Origin of the sequence: Pseudomonas sp. GD04019, from assembly GCF_029837695.1 — a bacterium.
In the GTDB taxonomy this organism is placed as follows: domain Bacteria; phylum Pseudomonadota; class Gammaproteobacteria; order Pseudomonadales; family Pseudomonadaceae; genus Aquipseudomonas.
Map to the genome: position 1 here is coordinate 268,534 of NZ_JAOEEA010000007.1, position 12,715 is coordinate 281,248.

The 12,715-nt window shown below is 58.5% G+C and carries 15 protein-coding genes; 11 read left to right on the forward strand and 4 right to left on the reverse strand.

The window, feature by feature from the left end:
- Positions 1 to 13 precede the first annotated feature (13 nt).
- Positions 14 to 304 carry a DASH complex subunit Dad3 gene (locus tag N7607_RS13420; RefSeq protein ID WP_279865222.1) on the forward strand — a complete coding sequence of 97 codons (291 nt, stop codon included), beginning with the start codon at positions 14 to 16 and terminating at the stop codon, positions 302 to 304.
- Between the two features lie 134 nt (positions 305 to 438).
- On the forward strand, positions 439 to 735 hold the full coding sequence (locus N7607_RS13425; RefSeq protein ID WP_279865220.1) for a hypothetical protein: 297 nt from the start codon (positions 439 to 441) through the stop codon (positions 733 to 735).
- Positions 736 to 1,163: 428 nt separating this feature from the next.
- Here the strand turns inward: N7607_RS13425 and N7607_RS13430 are convergent, their stop codons facing one another.
- The 4 genes from N7607_RS13430 to N7607_RS13445 form a co-directional block, all read right to left on the reverse strand.
- On the reverse strand, positions 1,164 to 1,355 hold the full coding sequence (locus N7607_RS13430; protein ID WP_279865219.1) for a hypothetical protein: 192 nt from the start codon (positions 1,353 to 1,355) through the stop codon (positions 1,164 to 1,166).
- 427 nt (positions 1,356 to 1,782) lie between these two features.
- On the reverse strand, positions 1,783 to 2,619 hold the full coding sequence (locus N7607_RS13435) for an aminoglycoside O-phosphotransferase APH(6)-Id (RefSeq protein WP_000480968.1): 837 nt from the start codon (positions 2,617 to 2,619) through the stop codon (positions 1,783 to 1,785).
- Positions 2,619 to 3,422 carry an aminoglycoside O-phosphotransferase APH(3'')-Ib gene (gene aph(3'')-Ib, locus N7607_RS13440; protein WP_001082319.1) on the reverse strand — a complete coding sequence of 268 codons (804 nt, stop codon included), beginning with the start codon at positions 3,420 to 3,422 and terminating at the stop codon, positions 2,619 to 2,621. Before aph(3'')-Ib ends, N7607_RS13435 begins: the two co-directional genes overlap by 1 nt.
- Before the next feature lie 65 nt (positions 3,423 to 3,487).
- The gene (locus N7607_RS13445) at positions 3,488 to 4,102 is read right to left on the reverse strand and encodes a recombinase family protein (RefSeq protein ID WP_000904906.1); all 615 of its coding nucleotides are present in this window, start codon (positions 4,100 to 4,102) and stop codon (positions 3,488 to 3,490) included.
- A gap of 125 nt (positions 4,103 to 4,227) precedes the next feature.
- On the opposite strand from N7607_RS13445, the gene N7607_RS13450 reads away from it, so the two are divergent.
- From N7607_RS13450 to N7607_RS13490, 9 genes are all read left to right on the forward strand, one after another.
- Positions 4,228 to 7,113 (forward strand): Tn3 family transposase, encoded by a 2,886-nt coding sequence (locus tag N7607_RS13450; protein ID WP_001138082.1) that lies wholly within the window; start codon positions 4,228 to 4,230, stop codon positions 7,111 to 7,113.
- 38 nt (positions 7,114 to 7,151) lie between these two features.
- Positions 7,152 to 8,108 carry a phage/plasmid replication protein gene (locus N7607_RS13455; RefSeq protein ID WP_347881173.1) on the forward strand — a complete coding sequence of 319 codons (957 nt, stop codon included), beginning with the start codon at positions 7,152 to 7,154 and terminating at the stop codon, positions 8,106 to 8,108.
- Positions 8,109 to 8,199: 91 nt separating this feature from the next.
- Entirely contained in the window at positions 8,200 to 8,496 is a 297-nt protein-coding gene (locus N7607_RS13460) for a hypothetical protein (protein ID WP_279865216.1), read from the forward strand.
- A gap of 2 nt (positions 8,497 to 8,498) precedes the next feature.
- Complete coding sequence (locus N7607_RS13465) at positions 8,499 to 8,852, forward strand: hypothetical protein (RefSeq protein WP_279865215.1); 354 nt, start codon at positions 8,499 to 8,501, stop codon at positions 8,850 to 8,852.
- A gap of 15 nt (positions 8,853 to 8,867) precedes the next feature.
- Positions 8,868 to 9,005, forward strand: coding sequence for a hypothetical protein (locus N7607_RS13470; RefSeq protein WP_279865214.1), 138 nt, complete (start codon positions 8,868 to 8,870; stop codon positions 9,003 to 9,005).
- A gap of 216 nt (positions 9,006 to 9,221) precedes the next feature.
- Positions 9,222 to 9,476, forward strand: coding sequence for a hypothetical protein (locus tag N7607_RS13475; RefSeq protein ID WP_279865213.1), 255 nt, complete (start codon positions 9,222 to 9,224; stop codon positions 9,474 to 9,476).
- A gap of 682 nt (positions 9,477 to 10,158) precedes the next feature.
- The gene (locus N7607_RS13480) at positions 10,159 to 11,049 is read left to right on the forward strand and encodes a hypothetical protein (RefSeq protein ID WP_279865212.1); all 891 of its coding nucleotides are present in this window, start codon (positions 10,159 to 10,161) and stop codon (positions 11,047 to 11,049) included.
- A gap of 1 nt (position 11,050) precedes the next feature.
- Complete coding sequence (locus N7607_RS13485; protein WP_279865211.1) at positions 11,051 to 11,392, forward strand: DUF5455 family protein; 342 nt, start codon at positions 11,051 to 11,053, stop codon at positions 11,390 to 11,392.
- Positions 11,392 to 12,715: zonular occludens toxin domain-containing protein (locus tag N7607_RS13490; RefSeq protein WP_279865210.1), on the forward strand; the 1,324-nt coding region annotated here is incomplete at its 3' end. The genes N7607_RS13485 and N7607_RS13490, both read left to right, overlap by 1 nt.

The following is a 12,715-nucleotide window of genomic DNA, read 5'->3' on the forward strand; positions in this document are numbered from 1 at the left end:
ATGGACCGGATTCATGGTGAGCCCCGCCTGGACAATGCGCAGCGCCAGGCGGGTTTCAGCCATAATCCGGATTATGCGATGCCCCGTTGACCTTCCCGCCTATCTGATCCGAGACGCCGAGCTGTATGCCCCAGGCCGCAAGGGCTCTGAGGCTGTCGAGTGGATCCTCGCCGACTATCCCCGCCTCGTTGGTGAGATTCGCAATTTGCGAAAATCTGCCGACAGCTTCGCTCAGGAGTCGGCCGAACTGGACCAGCTCGTCGACCAGCTCAAGGCCATCTGCCTCAGAATCCTCGACCTCTGACTGCTAGCGTTTTTCGTCCTCGAGGATCTTCACCAGGTTGAAAATTGCTAGCAGCTCTATCGATAGACTTGCTAGCATAATTGCACCTGGTGCGATCGGCGCCGGCTTAAAACTGCTAGCAGGGAGAATGCTCGATGCTTCTTACGATTCGTGATGTTTCCGAGGACTTGGTGCGCCAGGCCAAGATCGCAACCGGTAAAGGCACTGGTAGCCAGGCCTTCATTTCCGGCGTTGAGCTCATGCTCCAGCTTCGTGATCGTTGCGCCGATCAGCGTGACGAGATTGAGCGCCTACGAAATGTCGTTGCCCGTCAGCAGCAGGTGCTGGACCAGGCTCGCGACGCGGCCGCGCTGCTGGTCGAGGCTTGTGGCCAGGGCGATATGTTCTTTGATCGCTCCAAGAATCCGCTTCATCCGAACTATCGCCGCTAGCACTTCTCGTCCTGGAGCTGCTGCACCGCGGTTATTACTGCTAGCAGATTTCCTGCAGGATCTCGTCCAGGATCTCGCATCCTGCTAGCACCCTCTCGCGTGCGCCTGGCTCTCAGGCGCCGCAAAGCCACCCTCGCGCCATGATCACCCCAATACGGGTCGCACAGCGCCTGTCAGGGCACGTCCTGGTCGTCTTTCTCTGCTGATTCAGGTGTCCGAGGCTGGTTCAGGTCGACCAAGCCCGGCGGAAGGTGCTACGGCCGTTGCAGCCGCGCGGACGGGTGGGGGTGCTGTAACACCCCCACTTTGGTATGGAGGTCCATACTTTTTTCAGTACAGCGGCACTTTCGAGATCAGCCAGAAAACCAAAGCGAATGACGCCGTGAATGAGATCACTGACAGTATGGTGATCAGTTTCTTTTCGCTCATCAGTCCTTCCCCAGGACGCTCTCGCGGTACGCCTTAACGTCCTGCGCCGATAGCGTAGACAGGTGCTTCCAGATCAGCGCCCCCAGCAGATCGCTCTCTTTCACGTCTTCCTTTCGCTCGACGATCAGCTTGATCCGCTTGGCGTTCAAGGCCTCTACGGCCTCGTCTCGCAGTCTGTAGGTCTTGGCCATCTTGTGATTTCACTCCGCCATCATTCGTGATTTCCGACAAACGTGATTTTTGCACGTGTTGCAATGTCATGTGTGATTCAGCTATAAATCGCCGAAACATCATTTGTGATTTATCTACAAAACGCATGTGATGGTCTGCGGGCTGAAGGAAGCGCGATGTTTTACGACTGGATCAAGGCCTATCAGGACTACCCCTACGACCTACCCAAGGTCGGCGAGGTGATCTGCCGCCGCTCCTGCATCGAGACTGAGGAGTTGCTGTCGACCACCGTCCCGGCGTTCTACGCCGAGGGCAGTTACTGCACCACCTTCCGAATCCATGGGGTCGTTTGCGGGAGAGGGCGAAATCCTACGCTAAGGCTTTGGCCAACGATATTCTCCGGTAAGATTGATGTGTTCCCAGGGGATAGGAGAAGTCGCTTGATATCTAGTATGACGTCTGTCGCACCTGCTTGATCGCGGCCGCGATAGCTAGATCGCGTTGCTCCTCTTCTCCATCCGCGTTCCAAGCTGCGGAAAGGCACCCATAAGCGTACGCCTGGTCGAGCAGGCGACGCGGATCGACGTCCAGCGCACGAGAGAATGCGTCCGCCATCTGTGCAATGCGTCTAGGATCGAGACAAAGGTCGTCTCTGTCAGCCGGATCGTAGAACATATTGGCGGCGCCAAAGCCCACTTCACCGACCAGACCGACGGGATCTATCACCAGCCAGCCGCGACTGGAGAACATGATGTTTTCATGATGCAGATCGCCATGTAGCCCACGCAGTTCCGAGGCATTGCTCATCATTTGATCGGCTATAATCGCCGCGTGGACGTAGTCAGTTTGACAACCTGCGTTTTGATCATCGCGCGCCCGCTGAAACAAAGCTGCAAAGCGATCCCGGATCGGGAGAAGGGCAGAAGGCAGGGGTTCCTCAGATGCGGCATACAGCTTCGCCATTAGTTCCGCTGCAATTTCGGTCGCCTGGTAGTCGCCGTGCTCGGCAACGATGTGAGAGAGCATTCGCTCCCCGGCATATTCGAGCAACATCAGATTGTTCTCACGACCGAGCAACCGGACTGCTCCCCTCCCATTGCGCCATACCAGATAGTCGGCCCCGCGCAGTTCATCAGCAATGTCTTCTATAGGTTTCAATCCCTTGACGATTGCAGGAGTCCCGTCTGGCAATGAAACTTTCCAAACGAGGCTGGAAAAGGTGTCCGCAATGAGAACAGGTTGCGAAACGTGCCAATGAGCAGGAAAAACAGGCGGCATGAACATCAACCCCAAGTCAGAGGGTCCAATCGCAGATAGAAGGCAAGGCGTTCGCGGTCGGGGGCTTCGATCCCCAATACATTGAATAGGACAGCGAAGGCGCGCTCTGCTTCATCTGGCGCTGCCCAGTTCTCTTCGGCGTTAGCAATCATGAGTGCCAAATCGGCATAGCGATCTGCTGTTCCGAGCCGCCCAAGGTCGATCAGACCCGTGCATTGAAGAGTTTTAGGGTCCACCATGAAGTTCGGCATGCAGGGATCACCATGGCAAACAACCATATCGGTGCGCTCTTGGTCGAGCCGCACCGGTAGCTCTCGTTCGACACGAGCCAAAAGATCGAGCTGCGGCGTACTCTTGTCCTCGTCCGGTAAGAAGTCGGGATTGACGGCATTGCGGGACACCACATCAACGGCGCGTCCGAACATTCGCGACAGCCTGCGCTCAAACGGACATTGATCAACCGATAGGCTGTGAACAGCGCCAAGTTGCTGCCCCATTGACGGCCACGCTTTGAGCAAATCCGCTCCAGACAGATCAGCCGCCGGTACTCCCGGAATTGCCGTTATCACCAAGCATGCACCCTCCTGTTCCTCCTGCCAGTTGATCACCTCGGGGCAAGCCACACCTCGACCTTTGAGCCAAATGAGGCGGTCACGCTCTCCAGCGAGCTCACCGCGGCGGGAAGCAGGTGCGATTTTCGCGAAGGCATGCCCGTCACCACGTCGAAAAACAAAATCACCAGATTCTCCGCCTCTGACAGGCAACCAGTCAGAATGCGATTCACCAAAAAAAATATTAGTTCGATTCAATGGAGGTTCCTTCAGTTTTCTGATGAAGCGCGGAGGTGGCTCAACCTGCGAAAAGAAACGAGTTGCTACGTAAGTCCGAGAACATGCTTTCCATGGTCTCTGAGCTCGCCTTTGGGACCGACATATCGGTAGAGAGTGACGCGCTCGATGCCGAGTTCCTTGCAGAGATCGGAAACTGAAGTATCGCGCTGGGCCATGGCGGCTTGCGCGAGACGCACCTGAGCTTTGGTGAGCGCGAATTTTCGTCCGCCCTTGCGACCGCGCGCTCTCGCGGAGGCGAGACCCGCCATGGTGCGCTCTCGGATCAGATCCCGCTCGAACTCGGCCAAGGTGGCGAAGATTCCGAACACCATGCGACCGGACGCAGTCGTGGTGTCGATCTGAGCGCCCTTTCCAGTCAGAACCCGCAGGCCGATCTTGCGGTCTGACAGCTCCTTCACCGTGTTGACCAGATGGGCAAGCGATCGTCCGAGGCGATCGAGCTTCCAGACCACCAGCACATCGCCGTCACGCAATGACTTGAGGCAGGCAGTCAAGCCAGGGCGATCATCACGACCGCCGGAAGCAAGATCATCATAGATATTGTCCCGTTCGACACCTGCGGCGCGCAAGGCGTCGTGCTGCAGGTCGAGAGACTGCGAGCCATCGGCTTTGGAGACGCGGGCATATCCGATCAGCATGTATCACAAACGTTGGTTTGAGGCGGCGCTTCGGCCACGATTGCATTGACCTCTGGAAATGTATCTCAACCAGCTTCATAAACAAAGCGTCTTGAACGCTATCAGATTTTGAAAAAGGAACATGTATGCCGCGTCGCGTCACTCTAACCGATCGGCAGAAAGACGCGCTGTTGCGCTTGCCGACTTCACAGACGGATTTGCTCAAGCACTATACGCTGAGTGATGAAGACCTTGGGCATATCAGGCTGCGTCGGCGCGCTCACAACAGGTTCGGCTTCGCCCTGCAATTGTGTGTCCTGCGCTATCCCGGCCGGGTGCTGGCTCCAGGCGAACTGATCCCTGCAGAGGTCATCGAATTTATCGGAGCGCAGCTTGGCCTGGGTGCCGACGATCTCGTAGACTATGCTGCCCGCGAGGAAACACGGCACGAGCATCTTGCCGAGTTACGGGGGCTCTACGGCTTCCGCACCTTCTCCGGACGTGGTGCGAGCGAGCTGAAGGAATGGTTGTTCCGAGAAGCCGAGATGGCGGTGTCGAACGAGGATATCGCCCGTCGCTTCGTAGCCGAGTGCCGACGCACCCGCACTGTCCTTCCCGCGACATCCACGATCGAGCGGCTTTGTGCCGCGGCTCTCGTCGATGCCGAGCGACGCATCGAGACGAGGATCGCCAGTCGGCTGCCTATGTCGATCCGAGAACAGTTGCTGGCATTGCTCGAGGAGACGGCTGATGATCGGGTGACCCGTTTTGTGTGGCTGCGCCAGTTCGAGCCTGGCTCGAACTCTTCGTCGGCCAACCGGCTGCTCGACCGGCTCGAATATCTGCAACGCATCGATCTCCCCGAGGATCTGCTTGCCGGCGTTCCTGCCCATCGGGTGACTCGTCTGCGCAGGCAGGGTGAACGGTATTATGCCGACGGCATGCGCGATCTCCCGGAGGACAGGCGGCTTGCGATCTTGGCTGTTTGCGTCTCGGAATGGCAGGCGATGTTGGCCGACGCAGTGGTCGAAACCCACGACCGGATCGTCGGCCGTCTCTACCGTGCTTCGGAGCGTATTTGCCATGCAAAGGTCGCAGACGAAGCGGGGGTGGTGCGTGACACCCTGAAATCCTTCGCCGAGATCGGGGGCGCCCTGGTCGATGCACAGGATGATGGCCAGCCGCTGGGCGATGTCATCGCGAGTGGGTCAGGGTGGGACGGCTTAAAAACCCTTGTTGCAATGGCAACCAGGCTGACCGCCACCATGGCCGACGATCCGCTCAATCATGTGCTCGACGGTTATCACCGCTTCCGCCGATACGCTCCACGCATGTTGCGCCTGCTCGATCTGCGAGCTGCGCCCGTTGCACTGCCGCTTCTGGAAGCGGTGACGGCCCTTCGTACCGGTTTGAACGATGCCGCGATGACCAGCTTCTTGCGGCCCAGCTCGAAATGGCATCGCCACCTTCGGGCCCAGAGGGCTGGCGACGCTCGCCTATGGGAGATCGCGGTGCTGTTCCATCTGCGCGATGCGTTCCGCTCCGGAGATGTCTGGCTTACTAGGTCCCGGCGCTATGGCGATCTGAAACACGCACTCGTTCCGGCACAATCCATCGCGGAAGGCGGTCGTCTCGCTGTGCCATTGCGGCCGGAGGAATGGCTGGCAGACCGGCAAGCTCGCCTCGACATGCGGTTGCGCGAGCTTGGCCGTGCCGCTCGCGCAGGCACGATCCCGGGCGGGTCGATTGAAAACGGCGTTCTGCATATCGAGAAACTCGAAGCCGCCGCGCCGACAGGCGCCGAAGATCTGGTGCTCGATCTCTACAAGCAGATCCCGCCCACGCGCATCACCGATCTCCTGCTGGAGGTGGATGCGGCGACCGGCTTCACCGAAGCGTTCACCCATCTGCGCACAGGAGCACCCTGCGCTGACCGGATCGGGCTAATGAACGTTATCTTGGCGGAAGGGATCAACCTCGGCTTGCGCAAAATGGCGGATGCGACAAACACCCACACCTTCTGGGAATTGATCCGCATTGGACGGTGGCATGTCGAGGGCGAAGCCTATGACCGGGCGCTGGCCATGGTGGTCGAGGCACAGGCAGCGTTACCCATGGCCCGGTTCTGGGGCATGGGCACGTCGGCTTCGAGCGACGGACAGTTCTTCGTCGCTACAGAGCAAGGTGAGGCCATGAACCTGGTCAACGCGAAATATGGCAATACCCCGGGCCTGAAAGCCTATAGCCACGTCTCCGACCAATATGCGCCGTTCGCAACCCAGGTGATTCCTGCAACGGCAAGCGAAGCGCCTTACATCCTCGATGGCCTGCTGATGAACGATGCTGGACGCCATATCCGCGAGCAGTTCACCGACACGGGCGGCTTCACCGATCACGTCTTTGCCGCATGTGCCATTCTCGGCTACCGGTTCGCTCCGCGCATCCGCGACCTGCCATCCAAACGGCTCTACGCGTTCAATCCGTCGGCCGCCCCGGCGCACCTGCGAGCGTTGATCGGCGGAAAGGTCAACCAAGCCATGATCGAGCGCAATTGGCCCGACATCCTGCGCATCGCCGCCACCATTGCTGCCGGGACCGTCGCGCCAAGCCAGATTCTGCGGAAACTCGCCTCCTATCCGCGGCAGAACGAGCTCGCGACAGCCCTGCGGGAAGTCGGTCGCGTCGAGCGCACCCTGTTCATGATCGACTGGATTCTGGATGCCGAACTCCAACGGCGTGCCCAGATCGGGCTCAACAAAGGCGAAGCTCATCATGCGCTGAAGCGGGCAATCAGCTTCCACCGCCGCGGTGAAATCCGCGACCGTTCCGCCGAAGGCCAGCATTACCGCATCGCCGGCATGAATCTGCTCGCCGCCATCATCATCTTCTGGAACACCATGAAGCTCGGCGAGGTCGTTGCAAACCAGAAACGCGATGGAAAGCTGCTATCGCCCGATCTCTTGGCCCATGTTTCGCCGCTCGGATGGGAACACATCAATCTCACCGGAGAATATCGCTGGCCAAAGCCTTAGCGTAGGATTCCGCCCCCTCCCGCAAACGACCCCTCCATGTGTGCGGACGCCGGATTACCGTCGACGGCAACCCGTCCCGGTTGAACCGCCTCGACAACGTTTTCGGCATCGACTCGCTCGATGGCTGTATGCGCGTGATCAACGCCGTTCTGGTTGAGCTTGGTCTCCCGGAAATGACCCGTTGCACCGCGACTCAGCAACTGCAAGACGGCTCGGTGATCGCTGACGGCGCGATCTTCCAGCGGCTGGACCTGACCAGCAATTTCTATGTAGGGCAGGGCAACGAGCGGGCGTTTCTGCGTGGCATTTCCAGCCAGCGCTTCCGTAACTCCATCGCCTACCTGTACCCGGACGGCAACACCTGCGTCTGGACCCCCAAGGGCGGGGAGAAAGCCGGCTCCCTGGTGTATCCCGGCAATTACAACAAGGCGGCCGAGCTGGACGCCCACCTTCTGCCCAAGGTCAAGCGGACCTTCGGCGAGGATTCAGACGAATTCCGCTACGTGCGGGAACTGCGCGACTGGTGTGCATCAGTCGGCATGGTGCGCTCCGAGATCAAGTGTCGGTCGGAGTATTTGAAGCGGGAGGGGCTCCGGTTCTGGGGCTTCTTCGACGAGCAGAAATTGCGAGAAATCCATAGGGGGTTCCTCATGGTCGGCAGTAAATGCGAGATCAATAACTTCGACGTTCTGACCGTGGCCGATGAGCTGCTGGCCAAGGGCATTTCGCCCAATCGTATGTCGGCGAATTACACGGCTGGCTACGTCCACCTCTGGCAGCAGGGCCAGGAATTCGACTTCAACAAGTCGGCCGTGAAGAAGCATCGCGCCGCCTTGCGCCAGATCGGTATCGACATCAAAACCCCGTTCGATGGCACCCGCCACGGCGTGGTCTTCATCCGCAACGTCCGCGAGATCGAGCGCACCTTCGACGTGGCGCTTCCCTCGTTCTACCGCTCGGCCGTAGTGCCGTCGCCGCTGCGGTTGGTAGCCTGATGACTCCCGCTGAAGAGCTTCTGATTGTCGCAGCCGGCGCGCTCATTTTCGGCGCCCTGGGCTTCTTCCTTTTCCCGTTGGTCATGCCTTCATGAACCGCGTGAAGCTGCAGGGCAGGGCGCCCACTCTCCTCGATCAGCAGCGCGCCGCCACTGCTCGCAAGGTCGCTCCTGCCGCCCTCGATCCGGCCGCCTTCGGTGGCGAATTCTTCGGCCCGCCTACCCCTCGTCACATCCTGATTTCCCGGCTCCCTGCGGACTGGGAAACCACCCGCCATTGGCGTGTGGCAGCCGACCTCAAGCGTTTTGGCCAGGTCGAGCAAAACCAATCGAGCGCGCCTTTCGTGGGTGACGCTTTCGGCTACGGCCAACCACCTCAAGAGGTTTGATCATGAAAATTCTTCGCGGCTTCGTCGCCGGTGTTGTTCAAAAGGGCACTCAAGAGAAGCCCTGGGCTTCTGTCGGCATCAACTGCATCACCAAGGATTTCGACGGTTTCGAGTCGACCAACGTCGTCAAATTCATGGTCGCTGGCCAGCAATACAAAGACGGCCTCCACAACGCCTACCGCCAGCTGATCGGCTCTGAGGTCTTCGTCGAGTACCGCGACGAGCTGGACGAATTCAACGGCAAGTACCGCATTCGCTACAGCCTCCAGGGCGTGCCGCTTCGCCTGCAGGACGCTCCAGAGCCTGCCAAGCCGGCAGCCACTCCGAACGTCGCTCCCGTGTCGAAAACGGCCTAAGGGGAGGGCGCCTCCGTGATCATCCGTGGCCAAGTCCTCTGCAACCTCTGCGGCTGCTCGATGGGCTTCCTGCTGATGCCTTCGGCAGTCGCCTTCCACGTTTGCCCTGACTGCCAGCTCGACGAGCTGGACACCGATTCCGAGGCCGCCTGATGGAAGGCGTGTCTCTCCAGGACCTGGCCGACATGCTCTATCTGATCGGCCTGGTGCTCGGCTCGATGGTTCTCTTCGGGCTGGGTTTCATCGGCGGAAACATGCGATGAACGAACTAGTCTCCGAACTTCTAAGTTTCTACGTAGTTGCTTGGGTGGCTGGTTTTACTATCGGCATTAAGTTCCGCGCATTTAGACAAGCTGCTGAGGCTATCGTATGAAATACATCGCTCAACTGTTCAAAGGGAAAGTTTCGACTTTCTTCGCAACTTCGCTCTCCCTCGTGTTCTCCCTGTTCGCCGTGAACGCTCACGCTGCCTGGACTGCTCCAACTGCTGCCACCGCGTTTTATACCGATGCGACCAGTGCTTGGACCTGGATCGAAGGCAACATGTGGACGCTGGGCGGCGCAATCCTGCTCGGCTTCTTCGTATGGCGTTTGGCCAAGAAAGCCGCCAACAAGTCCGCTTGATCGAAACTGCGCCCTGCCTATGGTGTGGGCGCAGCCCGGGCCATAGGCAGGGTGTAGTTTTATGCTCTCTCACTTCTCGCGTTACTTCTGTTTAGTTGTCGTCGTAGTTGCCGCGCAGCTTGCGCCGTCCCTTTCCGTTGCTTCCACACTCACTACGTATTGGATGCAGGGTCAGTCCTCGCGTTATTCCTCGCCTGACCTTGCCTGTAAGGCTAAATACCCTTCGGCCCACGCCATCGCAGTTACTGCCGAACTTGCTTGCTATGTAAAGTCCACCCCCACTGACCCTGGATATACTTACGTTGGCACTGTTCTTTCAGGCACTCAGAATTGCCAGTTCGGTGATAACGGAACTCAGTGCAATGCAAGCTGTGACTCTCCCAAAGTCATGATTGGCGGTCAGTGTGTTTCCCCCGCTGTGTGTATTGGTGAATCAGTCTTAAACCCTGCGACGAATAGTTGTGATCTCACTTGCACGCCGCCAAAGACTCCAAATTCTCAGACCATGACCTGCGAATTAATCCCCCCTCAGCAGTGCTCTGATGGCGCTACCTGGGACTGGGACAACAATCGATGCTCCTATCCCCAGGATGATGCATGCGGCTCCGTTGGTGCTCAGTGGGACCCGCAATCTCAGCAGTGCCAGTGCAGTTCAGGAAAGGTCCTTGCTGGCTCTGCTGAGATGATGCGCTGCGTTGACCAGGCGCCCGATCAGGAATGTACTGAGGGCTCTTCCGACTTCTCTGGATATATCAATAACACCGCTATCTGTGCCGGTCGTAATCGCTGCCCTGATGGCGGCAAGCCTGGCTTTGTTGGCACCGGTGATGACGTTAAAGCTGTTTGCATGGGTGGCCAGGACCCTAACTGCCCAGAGGGTCAAACTGGCGGCGTAATGAACGGTAAGCACTACTGCGTTTCCGATCCTGATGATGGTCATGATCCGCGTTGCGCGCTGAATGAAACTCCTGGCTATGTGGGTGCTGGCCCTAACGCCGAATTCACTTGTGTGCCGGATAGTTATCTCCCTGAAACATGCCCTCCAGGACAGTACGTTTGGAATACTGGTACTGGTGGTTTTGGCTGCGTTACTTCTGGCGGTGAACCTCCCAAGACGGATTCCAACGGCGATCCTGTAAAGCCAGGCACTGTTACTGGAACTATTGGTGGCTCTGAAGGAGAGGGCGGTGAACCTGGAGAAGAGGGTGAGCCTATCGAGTTGGATTTTGGTGCTCTTATTGAAGAGGCTCCAAAAGATAACTTCCAGAAAGACCTGGAGGAGTACGGCCAGGAGAAAATCGACGGCATAGATATTGATTCGCTTATTGGCGAATTCGATGGTCCCGACGGTGCATTTACAGAGCGCAGTAGTCTTGATGCCCTTTCTGACTTTGTTATTCAACATACTGTCGGTAGCAGTGTTAATTGTTCCGGTTCGATGCCTTTCTTTGGCATGTCAATTGGCTGCGACAAGATGGAGCGCGCTCACCGTATATGGCGCTGGATCATCTTTGTCGGAACTTTGATTTACATCTTCAAAACATTAACTCGCCCATCCGCATCGGGAGTTTGATATGCCATTACCTGCGATTATTGGTATTCCGTTCCTCGCCAGTGCTATCGGTGGTCTTTTCGCCGGTCTGGTGGGTTTTTTTGCCACCTGGATGACCAAGCGGCTCGCTCTGACCGCCGCCTTTGTAGTGGCCTCTCTGGCGTTGTTTGGCACCTTCTACGCCTTCTGCTGGGCGCTGATTCAGGGTATCCGCGTTGCCGCGCCCCCAGAGCTCGATATGGCCCTGGCGTTCATGGTCCCGAGCAACGCCCCGGCCTGCATCGGCGCCGCTCTTTCGGTCGATGTCGCCCGCTGGGTGTACGACTGGAATACCCGTGTCATCCAGTTCCGGCTGAACATCTGATGGCCGTCTACTTCCTGACCGGCAAGCTCGGCTCTGGCAAGTCGTTGGCCGCTGTCGGTCGTATTCGTGAGTACATCGCCCAGGGCCGGCCGGTTGCCACCAACTTGGATATCAACCTGGTCGAGATGTTCGGCGCCAAGGCCAAGAAGCCTGTTGTCTATCGCCTTCCCGACAAGCCAAGCATTGACGACTTCGAGGCGATCGGCACCGGCAACAACTCCTACGACGAGAGCCGCAACGGCCTGGTGGTCCTGGACGAGTGCGGCACCTGGTTCAACTCCAGGACCTGGGGCGATAAGGAACGCCAGGCGATCATCAATTGGTTCCTTCACGCCCGGAAAAAGGGCTGGGACCTGATCTTCATCGTTCAGAGCATCGCCATCGTCGACAAGCAGGCCAGGCTCACCCTGGCCGAACACGTCGTGTACTGCCGCCGCCTCGACAAGCTGACCGTGCCCTTCATCAGCACCATCACCAAGCTGTTGTTCAACAAGACGGTGAACCTGCCTCGGGTGCACTACGCCCTGGTGAAGTACGGCGATCAGCCGGCCTCACTGATCGTTGATCGCTGGGTCTACCTGGGCCGCGACCTGTACCGCTGTTACGACACCAAACAAGCCTTCTCAGACTTCTACGAACACTCGACTTACCAGCTGCTGCCGCCCTGGCTCAGCCGCGGTCGCTACATGGTCCCGATGACCTGGAGGAACGCCATGCGAATCACGAAAATCCACTGGAAGCGCTTCAGTCGCCCGATCATCGGCGGCCTGTTCTTCGCCCTCGGCGTCGCCTATGCCAATTACCAGGAGCCAGAGCTTCCTCAGCAGCCTCCAGCGCCTGCGGTACAGCCAGAGGTCGCCAAGGTCGAGAAAGACGAGCAGGGCGCTGCACAGGCTCACGCAGCCCCCAAGGAAAAGCCCGCTGAGCCCTCATCGCCTGAATTCCCGATTCGTGATCGCTACGCCGGTTGGCAGATCGACGGCTACATGACCATGAAGGGCCGCGACGCCTACATGGTCCGATCACCAGCTGGTGTCGTGCAGTCGCTCGATGCCATCGCTCAGGGCGACGTGGACGTGATGCCGAGGAACAACTGCCACGTGCGCATCGTCAGCGCTACCAACGTCCAGGACTTCGCCGACTTGTACCGGCTGAACTGCATCCCGGATGATGCCGAGCCGGTGGTGACCAACGCGATTGATCTGCTTCCCAAGAGTCAGGCCAGGCCGTCGCACCCGACGGCGGTCTATATCCCGTCGATGCCGTCTCAGCAGGCGATCACCAGCCAGCAACTGGCGGAAAGCTTCGGCATGGGTAAACCCT